Source organism: Pedobacter sp. AC402 (genome assembly GCF_979252805.1).
Genome location: NZ_CEEDAI010000011.1, coordinates 329790 through 345675 on the forward strand (window position 1 = coordinate 329790; position 15886 = coordinate 345675).

The following is a 15886-nucleotide window of genomic DNA, read 5'->3' on the forward strand; positions in this document are numbered from 1 at the left end:
ACCTCAGCACGCAGATTTTACTTTAAAAAGAAACAGTCCTGAAAATTCAGGACTGCTTGTAAATATTTTGAGGTTCAACTATTTAACCGGAATGCTAAACTCAACTTCTTCTGGCGGAAGACACTGTTTATCGTTACAAACCATAAACTCTACCACTCCTTTTACAACTGTTGTTGCCTTATTTAATTTAATTTTTTGTTGAAAAATTACTGATTTTTCGAAATAACTTACATTCATTTTGAAAGTGCTTTCGTACTTAACAATCGCTTTTGGTTCAATTGTTTTTCCAACCAGGCTAAAATCTTTTGATGGGGTAAAAGTAAAAGTAGTTTTAACCGGTCCGCCATCTTTAACATTTTGAGAATAGATGTGCCACCTATCTTCGATTGTTGCTTTTAAATAAATTACAGCTTCTGTTTTACTTATTTTCTTTGCAGAATAAGCCCAGGTTACTGGTTTTTCGATCTGAGCGAAGGCACCTGCAATGGTAAAAAGAACCATCGAAAGCACTAGGGTGATTTTTTTCATTATGTGTTTATTTTGTGTGTGTAAATTCAATTTCTTTAAAGTTGAAAGCCTTTAACCCGTCTTTAGTTTCAACAGTTAACCTGCCATTTTCTTCAACTCCTGTTATTCTCCCTTCAAAAACCTCGCCGTGTTGTTTATATAATGCCCAAACATTTAAGTTATAAAGCTTGGCAAGGTAATCATTTTGTAAAATAGTATATTTCCCTGCTCTCAAAATTAAGTAGTATTTCTCCAGAAACATGAAGATTTTCGCCATAATACCAATTAAAAGCACATCTTTTTGTAAAATTTGAATGACGGAGGTAGCCCTTAGGCTGATGTTATCAGGAAATTCCTTTTGATTGACGTTTAACCCAATGCCAATAACTGATGATTTAATAGAAGAACCTGTCAGTGTATTTTCAATAAGAATTCCACCCAGTTTTTTATCCAGGTAATACATATCGTTTGGCCATTTGACCTTTATTCCCTCCGGCACGAAACATGATAAAGCATCGCTAACCGCTAAACTAACGGCAATATTAAGATAAAACTGTTTATTGAGCGGCAAGAAGGATGGCTTTAGATAAATACTGGTACTAATGTTTTTGCCGGCCTGGGTTTGCCAAACGCTTTCCTGCTGTCCTCTACCGGCAAACTGATTATCTGCCATAATTACAGTCCCTTCGGCTAATGGCTCGGATTTTGACACCAAATCTTTTAAAAAGTCATTGGTAGAATCAACCTCTTTTAATTTGATTAAATTTTGACCAACAAATAGTGTCGAAAAAGTGTTATTTTGCAAGTGTTGAATTTATAATATTGTAATTCCAAAATTAAAGCATTTTAATGGTAAAAAAGAAAATAGTAGCCCTTTCTACATACCTTTCTGAGTTAGCCGTACACGGCATTCAAGAAAAAAAAGGAGAAGATATAGTGCGGTTAGATCTTAGAAATATTCATACTTCAGTAGCAGATTACTTTATCATTGCAAGTGCCACCTCAGGCACCCAGGTTAAAGCTATTGCCGATAGTGTAGAAAAAGAAATATATAAGGCCACCCAGGCCGACCCAAGACATAAAGAAGGTTTCGAATCTGCAGATTGGATTATTCTAGATTATTTTGATGTGGTTGTGCACATTTTTAAAACCGAAAAGCGCCACTTTTATGGCATAGAAGAACTTTGGGGGGATGCGGAAAGCACAAATTATCAGAGCGCATAACCTTTAGAACCATTTTGAAAAAGACAAATGAACGACAATCAAAATACCAACGAAAAACAGGGGAAAAGAATACCCAATATCCCCAAGAAACCACAAAAGGGATCGAAATTTAATATTTTTTGGGTTTATGCAGCAATTATTATAGCCATTATTGCCGCACAATTTTTATTTACTACCGATGGTGGTAAAGAAGTTACCTATCAAAAATTCGAACAACAAATGTTGCTTAAAGGCGACGTTCAAAAAATTGTTGCCTATAAATCAGATGATTTAGTACGGGTAGAGGTTTATATCAAGAAAGATAGTTTAGAGAAAAAGAAGCTGTATGATGCTTATAAAAGCAATAGCACTTTTAATGTAAACAACAGTAATGCAAGCCCGGTGGTGTATTTCAATGCAGGTACAATGGACGGGCTTGATAAACAATTGGCAGAATCGCAAGTAAGCTTACCTCCAAACCAGCCACGTATTTTGGCAGAAAAAACCAGCCGCAGCAATCCATTGGCAAGTTGGTTCCTGAGCATTATTCTTCCGGTACTACTTCTAATCGGTTTCTGGATCTTTATGATGCGCAGAATGGGCGGTGGAGCCGGCGGCGGTGGTCAGATTTTTAGCATCGGAAAATCGAAAGCTACATTATTCGATAAAGAAAGCCAGGTGAACATTACATTTAATGATGTTGCCGGTTTAGAAGAAGCTAAAACCGAGGTAATGGAAATTGTAGATTTCCTTAAAAACCCTAAAAAATATACCGATTTAGGTGGAAAAATTCCTAAAGGAGCTTTATTGGTCGGTTCGCCGGGTACTGGTAAAACCTTATTGGCTAAAGCTGTTGCAGGCGAAGCTCAGGTTCCATTCTTCTCTTTATCAGGTTCTGATTTTGTTGAAATGTTTGTTGGAGTAGGTGCTTCACGTGTGCGTGATCTATTTAAACAAGCAAAAGATAAATCGCCTTGTATCATTTTCATTGATGAGATTGATGCAATTGGTCGTGCCCGTGGTAAAAACGGCGTGATGGGTGGTAATGATGAACGCGAAAACACTTTAAATCAACTTTTGGTTGAGATGGACGGTTTCGGCACCAATACACATGTTATTATCTTGGCAGCAACCAACCGTGCTGATGTTTTAGATAAAGCTTTGCTAAGGGCCGGTAGGTTTGACAGACAGATTTATGTTGATTTACCAGATGTTATTGAACGTAAACAGATTTTCGAAGTACACATTACTCCACTTAAAAAATCAGAAGAATTAGATACCGAATTTTTAGCAAAACAAACTCCAGGATTTTCGGGTGCTGATATTGCCAACGTTTGTAATGAGGCTGCTTTAATTGCTGCACGTAAAAACAAATCGGCAGTTGATAAACAGGATTTCTTAGATGCTGTAGACAGAATTGTAGGTGGTTTAGAAAAGAAAAATAAAATTATTACCCCAAGTGAAAAACGTGCCATCGCAATTCACGAAGCTGGTCATGCTACCGTAAGCTGGTTGTTGGAACATGCGGCACCGCTTGTTAAGGTTACTATTGTTCCACGCGGCCAAAGCCTGGGTGCAGCCTGGTATTTACCAGAAGAACGTTTGATTGTTCGTCCGCACCAAATGCTTGATGAAATGTGTGCAACAATGGGTGGTAGAGCAGCCGAAAAAGTAATGTTCGATACCATTTCTACCGGCGCACTTAGCGATTTGGAGAAAGTGAACAAACAAGCAAGAGCGATGGTTACCATTTATGGCTTAAACGATAAATTAGGAAACATTACTTACTACGATTCGTCGGGTCAGAATGAATATAATTTCTCTAAACCATATTCAGAAGATACCGCTTTAACCATTGATAAAGAAATTTCGGCACTGATTGAAGGTCAATATCAAAGAGCAATCAATTTATTGGAAGAAAATAAAGATAAATTGATTCAACTTGCTGATATCCTGATCGAAAAAGAAGTTTTATTTAAAGATGATTTAGAAGTGATTTTTGGTAAACGTTTATTCGAAAATCAAGGCGAAAATGGAACTCCCGGACATATTACTCCGGTAGAGGCATAAATAAATAATTTCTATTATTACATTTGCTACCCTAGTTAATCATTAGGGTAGCTTTTTTTTATAATGAAGGATAATACGACAGCGAAGGAACAAATACTAAAAAAGATAAGGAAAGCACTATTAGAGAAACGCGAAAACCCTTATCCAAATTTAGAAGAAAGTCAACTGTATAAAAAAAATACAGATGAGCTGGAGGTATTATTTGCCGAACAGCTTACTGCCATTTCTGGTAATTTCATTTTCTGCGAGGATGGGATCGATTTTTTTGAGAATATGCTCCAGCTGGCCGATAAATTTAAATGGCGCAAAATATATTGCTGGGAACCAGAACTCCAACAGTTTTTAAGCAAATACGAATTTCCTTTTTACCAAACAGATAAGGATTTCGAACAGGCAGAGGTGGGTATCACCCTTTGCGAAGCACTTGTTGCCCGCAACGGAAGTGTAATGGTAACCAACCAGGGCGCCGCCGGAAGAAGGCTCAGTATTTTCCCACACCACCACATTGTAATCGCTAGAACAAGTCAATTGGTGTTAGACCTAAAAGATGCTTTTCAGCTGTTGAAGAATAAGTATGGCAACCAAATCCCATCAATGATCAGCAACATTACTGGCCCCAGCAGAACTGCCGATATCGAAAAAACATTGGTTTTAGGAGCACATGGCCCAAAAGAGCTTTTTGTGTTTTTGATTGATGATTTTAGTTAAGAAATATATTAATCACTAAAAATTTTATCCAGTCTTGTTTGAAAATTGATATGCCCTCGCTTCTTATCAGGTTATTACAAAATCTACATCAAAATAAAGTGCCATTAGTGGTGGCTTATTCTTCGATTCAAAGTGCAATTCAGATATTTTAAAAATTTATAGGTATCGTTGGCAAAACTCAAAATATGCTTTAATGATTCTTTAAAAAATAGTATCTTCATTTTCTGGTTAAATGACAGGGTGGGCTGTTAAAAAAATAAATTTATTTTCGATTATCGAATATAATTGATAGTTTTATACTACATACCGTTTTAGTATGCGGTATTATAATTATGAGCAGAGCAATAAATACGGTAATTACCGGCACCGGAAGTTATATTCCACAGAATATTATTTCAGGTAGTGAATTTTTAAATTCTACATTTTTTGAGAATGGAAACCGATTGGAGAAGGAGAATTCAGAAATCATTAATAAGTTTTCTGAAATTACCGAGATCGTTGAAAGACGCTACGTCTGCCCCGAGCAGTTAAGCAACCATATCGGTGCCAAGGCTGCAGAAAAAGCTATAGAAAACGCCGGTATCGATAAAGAAACCTTAGATTATATTATCTTCTGCCATAATTTTGGCGATATCCCATTGGAAAGTAACCGTACAGATGTTTTACCCGCTTTAGCAGCGAAGGTAAAACAACAATTAGGTATCCAAAACCCTGATTGTGTTGCCTACGATATCATTTTTGGATGCCCGGGCTGGGTTCAGGGCGCGATACAGGCTGATTATTACATTAAGAGTGGCGATGCAAAACGGGTAATGGTAATTGGAGCAGAAACCTTAAGCCGCATTATCGATCCGCACGACCGTGATAGCATGATTTTTTCGGATGGTGCCGGAGCTGTAATTTTTGAAGCAGAAGAATCAGACGAAAAGAAAGGTATTCTGGCGCATAAAACCGAAACCCATGCGGTGAATCACGGCAACCTTTTAATCATGGGCAAAAGTGCTCATCCGGAGGAAACCAATGGAAACCTTTACTTAAAAATGAATGGCCGTAAACTTTATGAGTTTGCAGTAATTCAGGTGCCGCAAGTGATTAAAAAGGCTATTGATAAAGCTGGCTTAACTGTAGATGATGTAAATATTGTGTTTGTGCACCAGGCCAACGGAAAAATGGATACCGCCATTATGAAGCGGTTATTTAAGCTTTATGGTAAAGATACCGTACCAGAAAATTTAGTGCCGATGACGATTTCGTGGTTGGGAAACAGTTCAGTAGCAACTGTACCAACTTTGTTGGATCTGGTTTTAAAAGAACAGGTAGAAGGTTATAAAGTTAAAGCTGGTGATGTAGCGGTTTTTGCTTCAGTTGGAGCAGGGATGCACATCAATGCTTTTGTACACCGTTTTTAATTCGTCAATCTTCTTAATCCGGCTTTTGCCTGGCTTTCAATACTGCTTTCAAATTCATGATTTTTCATGCTTATGGCCGTATTGAAAGCCTCTTTTGCTTTGGCGGTATTTTTCTTCCGTTCGTAAACCTTACCCATCTGCAATGCAGCATTTGCAGCAAAATAATATTTCAGGTTTCTGCCCCCATTGATGGTCTCCTGATAAGCAGCTAAAGCTTGGTCATCCTTACCTAAATCATCGTAAATTCTTCCCAAGCGGTAATTAAACTCTGTTTTATCTCTATCATTCGTATAATCACTTGCTTTCTTATCATTGAGCGTTTGCAGTGCCCTGCTTAAATAGCCTCCATCAAATAAAAGCCGGGCTTTTAAAAGATCTAACGTAGGCGTTCCGGCAGCAGCTTCACTTTTGGCCTGCTTGTCTTTTTCCATATAGGTATATCCATTTTTAACAGCCTTTGCCGCAAAGGCCGTATAACCGGCCTTATCTCCCTTCAGAAGCGCTATCCAGCCGAGATGCAGGTAAGCGTCTTTAACAAAATTAACGCCCCTGGTTGCTTGTAAAAAGCGGTTAAAATACGTAGCGGCATTAAGATCCAATTTATTCAAATGCGCAATACCTTCAAGGTAATCTAAATATGGAAAAGGTTGATAAACACCACCTTCAGGCCGCTTGGCCAAAATGGAGATGGCCTCTTCGCTATGGCCGTTCTTAATGCATACATAACTTTGTAAATAGCTTTTTAACAAACTGGTATCAGCAATCCTTTCGGTATATTTTATGGTTTTGGCATAGGCTTGGGGGCTATGCGCTACATCAGTTAATACATAGGCATAATAAAACACCACTTCTTCATAAAATGGCTCATAGGAAGATTTAGGCAGGTTATCGGCAAGTTTTTCGAACATATTCAGTCCATTTTGGAGATTGCCTTTTATGCCAAAAGTAGAAAGTGCTGTTTTAAGGGCACCATCTGGTAAATTACCTAAAACGGCATTAATTAAACCCAATCCTTTAAGGTTAAGGTGAAAGTTGGGGAATTTCTTATTATTTTCCTGTAAAAGGCTGTTCGCTTTTTTTACTTCCATTGCCGCATTAAAATATTCTCCAAAACGGCCCCTTATTAAAGCCCATTGCAGATTGATTTCTGCCTGTGCATATAAATAATATGGCGAATTTTTATCATCATCGCTAATTTGATCCAAACGGGCAGATTTATTCACTTTCAAGCGGTCGAAATCAGCTTTGCTTTCCGATGTTAAAACGGTAAAATAATCTACATAATTTTCTAAAAGCGGAATGATGGAGTTATTTGGATGTTGCTTTTTTTCGGTAGAGATATATGCCCTGGCATTACCCAATTTTAGTTCGAAGATGCTTTTATAGGCATTTAGGCAATTGCTGTTAAAATCGAAGTTTGCAAATGAAAACAGAGGAGAAATGAGCAGGGCAGAGGTTACAAAAAAACGGAAGCTTTTATTCATTCGGGATTCTATTTCGGTTTAATTATGCGCACAAAGCAACAGGGCTTTCACATTAACATCAATTATTTACTAAAACGCTAAAAATGTACTCTTGTTTTGTGTACACAAAAAATGGGCGTATATAAAAAACGTCCCGATTAAATCGGGACGTTCTAATAATTTTATGATTCGGATTAAGCTTCGGTTACTTCGTGAGTTAAAGCTTCATCTACCAAAATACGACCACAGTGTTCGCAAACGATAATTTTTTTACGTTGACGGATATCTAACTGGCGTTGAGGCGGAATCTGGTTAAAACAACCTGAGCAAGAATCGCGGTCGATGGTTACCACAGCCAAACCGTTAATTGCGTTTTTGCGCAAACGTTTGTAAGCAACCAATAAACGCTCATCAATTTGAGGCTCTGCTTTGTCAGCTTTCTTTTGTAAATCTTGCTCTTCTTTTTCAGTTTCGGCAGTAATTACATCCAATTCACCTTTTTTAACTTCTAAATCTTTCTTTCTGCCATCTAATTCAGCTTTGGCAGCTTCATAGATTTCTGTTTTAGAAGTGATTTCGAAACCATGTTCTTTAATTTTCTTTTCAGATACCTGAATATCTAAACCTTGAATCTCAATTTCTTTAGTTAAAGCATCGTATTCACGGTTGTTTTTAACTTCTTTTAATTGAGTATCGTATCTTTTGATGGCAGCTTGCGCATCTTTAATTGTATTTTTACGGGTTACGATTGAATCCTCAAGATCATCAAGTTCGCCTTTGATTTTTGCAATTCTAGTTTCTAATCCTAAAACGTCATCCTCAAGATCGGCAACTTCCATTGGTAATTCACCACGTACCTGGCGGATCTTATCAATTTTTGTGTGGATATTTTGTAATTCGTATAAAGCCTTTAGCTTTTGTTCTACGGTTTGTTCCATTAAAACAAGTAATTTATGGGGTTTGTATTTTGCTCCGTTAAACGGATTGCAAAGTTAGTAAATTTTTTCTGAATAATTTCAAGCAATAAATTTGAGGTAAATTGTTCAGTTTCAAAGTGTCCGATGTCGGCAATGATCAGTTTTTCCTCCGCATCAAAAAACTCATGATATTTAAAATCTGCCGTAATAAAAGCATCAGCCCCCGCAGCAATCGCCTCTTTTAAAAGGAAACTTCCTGACCCCCCGCAAACGGCAACTTTTTTTATCCTTTTACCTATAATTTCGGTATGCCTAACCACTTTAGCTTGCATGCGGTCTTTTACCAAATGTAAAAAATCGTAAGCATCCATATCATATTCAAGCCAGCCCACCATGCCCGAACCAACTAAATCATGCTTGTTTTCAAGCTTATAAATATCGTAGGCCACTTCCTCGTAGGGATGGTTTTCAAACAAGGCTACCAAAATTTTACGCTCGGCCTGTGTAGGGTAAACCATTTCAATGCGAACTTCTGCTTCACGATGGCGAACACCTTTTTCACCTACAAAAGGATCTGAATTTTCATTTCCTTTAAATGTACCAAAGCCTTCAGCGTTAAAACTGCATTCGCTATAATTGCCGATGTTGCCCGCACCTGCATAAAAAAGTGCAGACCGCAACTGTTCTGCCTGGGCCTGCGGACAATACGTAACCAGTTTCTTTAATAACCCGGCTTTTGGCGAAAGTACTTTGGTTCCTGTTAGGCCTAATCTTTCACATATTTTTGCATTTACACCTGTGTGGATACTATCCAGGTTGGTATGAATGGCGTAAAGTGCAATGTTATTCCTGATTGCCTTTAACACCACACGTTCTACATAATTTTTACCATTTAGCTTTTTTAAACCCTTAAAAACAATTGGGTGGTGGGTAATAATCAAATTGCAACCTGTCGAAATCGCCTCATCAACAATCTTTTCCACACAATCTAAAGCCACCAAAGCGCCACGAATTTCCATATTGGGATCGCCTACAATTAAGCCAGAATTATCATAATCTTCCTGGTAATTCAATGGTGCAATGCTTTCGAGATAATTTGTAATTTCAGCTAATTTCATTTTCTAAAGATAGAAAAAATGGCGTTTGTGTTAAAAATGAAAATTTAAACTTGGCAATATGTTTTCAATAATTAAATTAGTGATCTAAATTAGATAACGCCCTCACATCGATGAAAATAAAATTGTTTAAAATTTCATTCCTAGTATTATTATTTACTTCGATAGCCTGCAATGGTTATTGTCAGGTTAGATATAGTGCCAAAGCAGAATTTGGTCATCTTTATTATGGCTCGCAACTCATAAGATACGAGAGAGTAGAACCTAGTACCTCTGATTTCTTGACTGGCAAAAGTGGAGGAAATGAAATTAACCTGATTAACGGTATCATTCTTAATCGTTTTTTATTTATGGGTATAGGTTTAAGCTATCTTAAATTAAACAATGCCAATGGAGTGGCACCTAGCTTAGATGTTGAACTTTTAGCGAATCAAAAAAAATTGAGTCCACTCTTCAATTTAAAATTAGGTCAAAGTTTTCTGAAAAATGATATGGGGAGAAAAAAGAGCTCAACTTTTGGAGAATTTGACTTTGGGTTAAATTATCACCTTGTTCCACAACTTAGCACATATGCGAAAGTAGGTATTCAAATTACACAAAATACAAGCTTTCTATCTATTCGTGGTGGTGTGAGGTTTTAGCAGTTTATTGTGTTTTTTCATCTAAACTGATAAAAAAAGTCCGCAAACCCGGTTTTTCATGGGTGCGGACTTATAGTGTATGGCAGGATGAACATTAAAGCTGTTCTGTATGTAATTCCCAAAAAAATTAAGACTCACTAAAATTAGGGGTTTACTGAAACCCGCCCATTCTAACCATCTGCAAGCTTTCGAAAACCATTTTCTGGTTATGCTCAAAAGCAAGTGTTTTATGGTTTACAACATCGATAATTGATCCGATGAAACATAAACCTGCGGTTACCAGGTATAAAATACCCATTCCAATCTGGCCGATGATAAATCGTTGCAGGCCGGGAACTGCAAATAAACCGATTAAACAGAAAATTAACATATCTGAGGGATTTTTCCTTTTGCTGCTGTAAACCATTAAGAAATTACGCAACTGCTGCTCCGTTAACCCGGTAGTAGCTTGTTGTAAGTATGAAAATTCTTCTGGCGTTATACCTGGTAACGACATTAGAGGTGACTGAAATATATCCATGGTTTCTATATATTAGTGGTTGAAATTTTAAATCTTTTTTTATTTTTTATCAATGTGTATATTCTGTAAACTATAATTAAAAGTGCCGGAAACCCAAACCAATGCTCCGAAAAGCTTTCGGTAAATTCGCCATGTAAAATATGACTGATCGACCTGCCTATGCCACATCCCGGACACCAATCCTTAAACCCTAAATTGGCTAATGGACAAAGTGTAAAATGATGCTCTTGGCCATTTGCTGCTGCCAGTAATACCAAAGCTGCTACCCAGAAAAATAGTTCCAGAGGAAAGCTTTTAATGTATTTCATTGGTGATCATTTATTTTCATTGGTGATGAAGTTCCTACGATTTATTTTTATTTAAATGGAAATCATAATGGCTTCATTGTTTCACTTTTTATACAATTTAGAGGCTATACGACTACCTTTGTTACATCATTTTGCCCTTAATCGACGAATAGGGCATATATTTCGACCAAATGAGTAATGGAATCTAACAAAAAGAATTTATTTCTTTTTCGTCTTTTGATTTTTACCTGCAACCCGGCCAAAATTAGTTAAAAAAACCTTTACACAAATTGCGGGTTAATATTAAAAGATAAGCTTATTTTTGTGCCTTGAACATTCGCGATTTAATAAACAGATACAAAACAGACGATAGGGTAAGCCAGTTTACCAAAGCGTTAAACAGTACCAAAAACCCAAAGATACAATTAAAGGGATTGGTGGGTTCTGCCGATGCTATTGTTGCACTTTCTTCTTATTTTTTACTCCACAAACCTATTTTGTTCGTTTTACCTGATAGGGAAGAAGCGGCCTATTTTCAATCCGACCTGGAAAGTGTTTTGGATAAACAGGTTTTACTGTTTCCATCTTCATACCGAAAATCTTTCGATTTTACCCAGGTAGATACCGCTAATGTACTGGCCCGTGCCGAGGTATTGAATGAACTAAACCACGATTCTGAATACGGTAAAATTGTGGTTTCCTATCCGGAAGCCATAGCAGAAAAAGTAATCGACCGATCGGCTTTAGAAAAAAATACACTGGAAATAAGCCTGGGTGCTAAGCTTGGTATCGATTTTATAAATGAATTTTTAATTGATTACGACTTTGACAGAAGAGATTTTGTTTACGAACCAGGTCAGTTTTCTATCCGCGGCGGTATTGTAGATATTTTTTCTTTTTCTTCTGATCTGCCTTTCCGGATCGAATTTTTCGGTGATGAGGTAGAAAGTATCAGAAGTTTTGAAATTGAAAGTCAGCTTTCAGTAACCGATGTAAAATCGCTTACCATTGTGCCGAACGTTCAGGCGAAATTTTTAACCGAAAGTAATATCAGTATCCTCGATTACATCGATCAGGATACACAACTCTGGTTTAAGGATGTTGAGTTTACCTTGGATATTGTAAAAGCCGGGTTTAAAAAAGCTGTCGAACTATGGAAAGCGCTTCCTGCTGCAGATAAAAATCAAAATCCCGAATGGATTGATCCTAAATTTGCTTTTACCGATGAGAAATTACTAGGAGATCATCTTCAGGATTTTCCCATCATTGAATTCGGAAAGCAGTTTTTTTATAAAACAGATCACCGTTTTGAATTTGAAACAAAGCCACAGCCATCATTCAATAAAGATTTCAATCTGTTAATTCATAACCTCAAGGAAAACGAAAAAGAAGGCATTGTTAACTTTATTTTTACTGATTCTCCGAAACAGGTTGAACGTTTATATGCCATTTTAGAAGACATTGACAAAACGGCCAAATTTACACCGATTAACAGCATGCTGCGCGAGGGTTTTATAGATCCCCAGATTCAGACAGCATTTTATACTGATCACCAGATTTTTGACCGTTACTATAAATATAAGCTTAAAAAAGGCTATCAAAAAAGTCAGGCCATTACCCTAAAAGATTTAAGGGAATTAAAATCCGGCGATTATGTTACCCACATCGATCACGGGATCGGCAAATACGCCGGACTGGAAAAGGTTGAGGTAAATGGTAAAACACAGGAGATGATCCGTTTGATTTATGCCGATAACGATCTTCTTTATGTAAACATCAACTCATTAAACAGGATAGCCAAATACAGCGGCAAAGATAGTGGTGTGCCCAAGATGAATAAGCTGGGTACCGATGCCTGGGACAAGCTAAAAAAAACCACTAAAAAAAAAGTTAAAGATATTGCCCGAGACCTGATTAAGCTTTATGCATTGCGTAAAACCCAGGCCGGAACGGCATTTTCGCCAGATAGCTATTTACAAACCGAACTGGAGGCTTCTTTTATTTATGAAGATACTCCCGATCAGTTAAAGGCTACCCAGGATGTAAAAAAAGACATGGAATCGCCTCACCCGATGGATCGTTTGGTTTGTGGCGATGTGGGTTTCGGAAAAACTGAGATTGCAGTCCGTGCAGCATTTAAAGCCGTTGCTGAAGGCAAACAGGCCGCTATTTTAGTACCTACCACAATTTTAGCTTTACAACATTTTAAAACTTTTTCGTCGCGTTTAAAAGATTTTCCGGTTACGGTAGATTACATTAACAGGTTTAAAACCAATAAACAAATTAAGGATACGCTAGCCGAGGCCGCAGCAGGTAAAGTTGATATTTTGATCGGCACACACCGCTTACTGAGCAAGGATGTAAAGTTTAAAGACCTCGGCATCATGATTATTGATGAAGAGCAGAAATTTGGCGTTACAGCAAAAGAAAGGTTGAAAGCCGTGCGTGTAAATGTTGATACTTTAACACTTACAGCAACTCCGATTCCAAGAACGCTGCATTTTTCATTAATGGGTGCAAGAGATTTATCCATTATTAGTACACCACCACCAAACAGGCAACCCGTTAGTACCGAATTGCATGTTTTTAACGATAAACTGATCCAGGAAGCTGTTCAGTTCGAGTTAGACCGTGGCGGACAGGTTTTCTTTATACATAACCGTGTGAATGACTTGATGCAATTGGGTGGAATGATCCAGAAATTGGTACCGAAAGCAAGGATTGGTATTGCGCACGGGCAATTGGATGGCGATCAACTCGAGGATGTAATGCTCGATTTCATTAATGGAGAAAAAGATGTTTTAGTAGCCACTACCATTATCGAAGCTGGTTTGGATATCCCGAATGCAAATACCATCATCATTAACCATGCACATATGTTTGGTTTGAGCGATCTGCATCAAATGCGCGGCAGGGTGGGCCGGAGCAATAAAAAAGCCTTTTGTTATTTACTTTCGCCACCATTATCTACGCTAACATCTGAAGCCCGGAAGCGTTTGAGTGCAATTGAAGAATTTTCTGATCTTGGAAGCGGCTTCAATGTGGCCATGCGCGATTTAGATATCCGAGGAAGCGGGAACCTGCTTGGTGCTGAGCAAAGTGGTTTTATTGCCGAAATCGGATTCGAGATGTACCATAAAATACTGGATGAAGCCATTCAGGAACTTAAAGAAGCAGAGTTTAAAGGCCTTTTTGAAAATGAACCTGCCCGTCCGTTTGTGGGCTTTACGCAAGTAGATACGGATCTGGAATTGTATATCCCCGATGCTTACATTACCAACATAACTGAACGTTATAATTTATATACCGAACTTTCTAAACTTGATAACGAAACAGAGCTTGCTATTTTTGAAAAACATTTAGCCGATCGTTTCGGGCCTGTTCCACCTCAGGTAAAAACAATGCTCAGCGTGGTACGGTTACAGTGGTTAGGTAAGAAATTAGGTTTTGAAAAAATCAGTTTCAAGAAAAACAGCTTGCGCGGATATTTCTTGAGCGATAAACAATCAGCTTATTTTGATTCAAATACTTTTACCAGAATTTTAACTTTTGCACAAAATCATCCACGGATGTGTAATTTAAAAGAGGTAAAAAACACCTTAAGGATTGCTTTCGATAATGTAAAAACCGTTGAGGAAGCGATTGAAACTTTAGAGCTGATTGATTAAAAAACATTAATTCAGTCAGTTCATTGACTGAATTAATGTTAATTGAGTCAGTCTGTTGACTGAATTAATGTTTTTTCAATTATGAGCACTTATTTTAAAACAAAATGTTAGACCCTACTTTATTGCTCGATTTAGTGAAAATGCAAATGCCCTATGGAAAATATAAAGGTTATCTGATCTGCAATATTCCTGAAAGTTACTTGCTTTGGTATAAGGATAAGGGCTTTCCGAAAGGAAAACTGGGCGATTTAATGGCTACTATGTTTGAAATACGGGTAAATGGTTTAGAATACCTGTTAACGCCTTTAAAAAATCAGCGGTAGTTAGGGTCATCTATCATTTAATAACTACGATGCCAATCCTGAACGGAGTCGAAGGTCCTAAAACGATCGTCCTCCTGAACTTGTTTCAGGATCTAGCCTGCAAACATGTTTTTATAGGTGCTGAAATAAATTCAGCATGATGAATGAGGGAAATTTTGTGGAGATCAAATAAATACAGCAAAAGATCTGCTTTGATCTACCTAATCTTTAGGAAAGAAATTTATATCTCACAACCATTCTCATCACAAACCGCATCATTATTTTTGTTTAATGAGGTTATTGTAGTTTTAGGTTGTGCTTCTTTCCATTCGGTAAAACTTTGGGTAAGTGCATCAGTAAAAGCCGGTACAGGTTGCGCACCCGAAACGCCATATTTGCGGTCCATAACAAAATAAGGAACCCCTCTAATTCCTAAATTTTGGCTTTCATAAATATCATAACGAACAGCTTCTGCAAATTCATTTCCATTTAAAACCGACATGGCTTCTGCTTTATCCAAGCCAATTTCTACGGCAAGATCAATCAAAACGTCGGTTTCACCAATATTTTTGCTTTTTACAAAATGAGCTTCAAACAATTTTTCTTCTGCTAAATCCTGAAGTTTATGTTTTGCTGCCAAATGAATCAATCGATGTGCATTAAAAGTATTGGCAGGTATATTTGTATCAAAATCAATCGTTAAACCAGCATTTTCAGCCATATCAACAACTTGTTGTGTCATCTGTTTGGCTTGCTCAACGGGCATACCTTTGCTTCTCGAAAGGTAATCGTAAATTGTTTCATTGTTGGTATTGTGGTACTCAGGGTTGAGCTGAAAACTTTTCCAATCTACTTCAATTTCATTTTTGAACGGTAATTTTTCAATTGCCTGTTCAAAATGTCTTTTCCCGATATAGCAAAACGGACACATTACGTCCGACCAGATTTCTACTTTCATAACACAAAATTAAGGTGATTATAATTGCTTATAGTAAAGCCAAAGTAAAAAGCCACTATCGTTTAGGATAGTGGCCCTAGTGTCTTAATAAAGTTTTCATCTCAAGATATCGTCATTT

The 15886-nt window shown here is 37.3% G+C and carries 15 protein-coding genes; 7 read left to right on the forward strand and 8 right to left on the reverse strand.

All coding sequences use genetic code 11. The features are described 5' to 3' along the window. Positions 1 to 78: 78 nt before the first annotated feature. Positions 79 to 528 carry a protein-disulfide reductase DsbD domain-containing protein gene (locus tag AC0IWE_RS20205; protein ID WP_471794495.1) on the reverse strand — a complete coding sequence of 150 codons (450 nt, stop codon included), beginning with the start codon at positions 526 to 528 and terminating at the stop codon, positions 79 to 81. Positions 529 to 535: 7 nt separating this feature from the next. Continuing rightward, positions 536 to 1312 (reverse strand): biotin--[acetyl-CoA-carboxylase] ligase, encoded by a 777-nt coding sequence (locus AC0IWE_RS20210; protein WP_471794496.1) that lies wholly within the window; start codon positions 1310 to 1312, stop codon positions 536 to 538. A gap of 44 nt (positions 1313 to 1356) precedes the next feature. Here AC0IWE_RS20210 and rsfS point away from each other — a divergent pair, with 44 nt between their 5' ends. From rsfS to AC0IWE_RS20230, 4 genes are all read left to right on the forward strand, one after another. Further along, positions 1357 to 1731: a ribosome silencing factor gene (gene rsfS / locus AC0IWE_RS20215; protein WP_055914301.1), complete on the forward strand. Its 375-nt coding sequence runs from the start codon at positions 1357 to 1359 to the stop codon at positions 1729 to 1731. A 27-nt stretch (positions 1732 to 1758) separates the two neighbouring features. Next, a complete protein-coding gene (gene ftsH / locus AC0IWE_RS20220) occupies positions 1759 to 3780 on the forward strand; it encodes an ATP-dependent zinc metalloprotease FtsH (RefSeq protein ID WP_471794497.1) in 2022 nt (673 codons plus the stop codon). Positions 3781 to 3843: 63 nt separating this feature from the next. After that, positions 3844 to 4488, forward strand: coding sequence for a LutC/YkgG family protein (locus AC0IWE_RS20225; RefSeq protein ID WP_471794498.1), 645 nt, complete (start codon positions 3844 to 3846; stop codon positions 4486 to 4488). 332 nt (positions 4489 to 4820) lie between these two features. After that, positions 4821 to 5897: a 3-oxoacyl-ACP synthase III family protein gene (locus AC0IWE_RS20230; protein ID WP_471794499.1), complete on the forward strand. Its 1077-nt coding sequence runs from the start codon at positions 4821 to 4823 to the stop codon at positions 5895 to 5897. Here AC0IWE_RS20230 and AC0IWE_RS20235 read toward each other — a convergent pair. The 3 genes from AC0IWE_RS20235 to AC0IWE_RS20245 all read right to left on the reverse strand — a co-directional run bounded on the left by AC0IWE_RS20235 (position 5894) and on the right by AC0IWE_RS20245 (position 9395). After that, positions 5894 to 7381: a tetratricopeptide repeat protein gene (locus tag AC0IWE_RS20235; RefSeq protein WP_471794500.1), complete on the reverse strand. Its 1488-nt coding sequence runs from the start codon at positions 7379 to 7381 to the stop codon at positions 5894 to 5896. The two genes, AC0IWE_RS20230 and AC0IWE_RS20235, sit on opposite strands and share 4 nt — an antisense overlap. Before the next feature lie 173 nt (positions 7382 to 7554). Next, a complete protein-coding gene (locus AC0IWE_RS20240; protein WP_055914314.1) occupies positions 7555 to 8298 on the reverse strand; it encodes a zinc ribbon domain-containing protein in 744 nt (247 codons plus the stop codon). Further along, complete coding sequence (locus tag AC0IWE_RS20245) at positions 8298 to 9395, reverse strand: Nif3-like dinuclear metal center hexameric protein (RefSeq protein ID WP_471794501.1); 1098 nt, start codon at positions 9393 to 9395, stop codon at positions 8298 to 8300. Before AC0IWE_RS20245 ends, AC0IWE_RS20240 begins: the two co-directional genes overlap by 1 nt. Positions 9396 to 9505: 110 nt before the next feature. On the opposite strand from AC0IWE_RS20245, the gene AC0IWE_RS20250 reads away from it, so the two are divergent. Further along, positions 9506 to 10033, forward strand: coding sequence for a hypothetical protein (locus tag AC0IWE_RS20250; RefSeq protein ID WP_471794502.1), 528 nt, complete (start codon positions 9506 to 9508; stop codon positions 10031 to 10033). A 151-nt stretch (positions 10034 to 10184) separates the two neighbouring features. Here AC0IWE_RS20250 and AC0IWE_RS20255 read toward each other — a convergent pair whose 3' ends face one another. Next, a complete protein-coding gene (locus tag AC0IWE_RS20255; protein WP_055914323.1) occupies positions 10185 to 10553 on the reverse strand; it encodes a TM2 domain-containing protein in 369 nt (122 codons plus the stop codon). A 5-nt stretch (positions 10554 to 10558) separates the two neighbouring features. Next, positions 10559 to 10861 (reverse strand): DUF2752 domain-containing protein, encoded by a 303-nt coding sequence (locus tag AC0IWE_RS20260; protein WP_471794503.1) that lies wholly within the window; start codon positions 10859 to 10861, stop codon positions 10559 to 10561. A gap of 308 nt (positions 10862 to 11169) precedes the next feature. On the opposite strand from AC0IWE_RS20260, the gene mfd reads away from it, so the two are divergent. Together mfd and AC0IWE_RS20270 are read left to right on the forward strand one after the other, a co-directional pair. Further along, positions 11170 to 14508, forward strand: coding sequence for a transcription-repair coupling factor (gene mfd, locus AC0IWE_RS20265; RefSeq protein WP_471794504.1), 3339 nt, complete (start codon positions 11170 to 11172; stop codon positions 14506 to 14508). 104 nt (positions 14509 to 14612) lie between these two features. Next, positions 14613 to 14831: a DUF3820 family protein gene (locus AC0IWE_RS20270; RefSeq protein ID WP_025141651.1), complete on the forward strand. Its 219-nt coding sequence runs from the start codon at positions 14613 to 14615 to the stop codon at positions 14829 to 14831. A gap of 220 nt (positions 14832 to 15051) precedes the next feature. Here the strand turns inward: AC0IWE_RS20270 and AC0IWE_RS20275 are convergent, their stop codons facing one another. Further along, entirely contained in the window at positions 15052 to 15768 is a 717-nt protein-coding gene (locus AC0IWE_RS20275; RefSeq protein WP_471794505.1) for a DsbA family oxidoreductase, read from the reverse strand. Positions 15769 to 15886: the final 118 nt, after the last annotated feature.

Coding starts and splice junctions, on each gene's coding strand:
- AC0IWE_RS20205 (WP_471794495.1), bottom strand. CDS start 528: ATGAAAAAAATCACCCTAGTGCTTTCGATGGTTCTTTTTACCATTGCA.
- rsfS (WP_055914301.1), top strand. CDS start 1,357: ATGGTAAAAAAGAAAATAGTAGCCCTTTCTACATACCTTTCTGAGTTA.
- ftsH (WP_471794497.1), top strand. CDS start 1,759: ATGAACGACAATCAAAATACCAACGAAAAACAGGGGAAAAGAATACCC.
- AC0IWE_RS20225 (WP_471794498.1), top strand. CDS start 3,844: ATGAAGGATAATACGACAGCGAAGGAACAAATACTAAAAAAGATAAGG.
- AC0IWE_RS20230 (WP_471794499.1), top strand. CDS start 4,821: ATGAGCAGAGCAATAAATACGGTAATTACCGGCACCGGAAGTTATATT.
- AC0IWE_RS20235 (WP_471794500.1), bottom strand. CDS start 7,381: ATGAATAAAAGCTTCCGTTTTTTTGTAACCTCTGCCCTGCTCATTTCT.
- AC0IWE_RS20240 (WP_055914314.1), bottom strand. CDS start 8,298: ATGGAACAAACCGTAGAACAAAAGCTAAAGGCTTTATACGAATTACAA.
- AC0IWE_RS20245 (WP_471794501.1), bottom strand. CDS start 9,395: ATGAAATTAGCTGAAATTACAAATTATCTCGAAAGCATTGCACCATTG.
- AC0IWE_RS20250 (WP_471794502.1), top strand. CDS start 9,506: ATGAAAATAAAATTGTTTAAAATTTCATTCCTAGTATTATTATTTACT.
- AC0IWE_RS20255 (WP_055914323.1), bottom strand. CDS start 10,553: ATGGATATATTTCAGTCACCTCTAATGTCGTTACCAGGTATAACGCCA.
- AC0IWE_RS20260 (WP_471794503.1), bottom strand. CDS start 10,861: ATGAAATACATTAAAAGCTTTCCTCTGGAACTATTTTTCTGGGTAGCA.
- AC0IWE_RS20270 (WP_025141651.1), top strand. CDS start 14,613: ATGTTAGACCCTACTTTATTGCTCGATTTAGTGAAAATGCAAATGCCC.
- AC0IWE_RS20275 (WP_471794505.1), bottom strand. CDS start 15,768: ATGAAAGTAGAAATCTGGTCGGACGTAATGTGTCCGTTTTGCTATATC.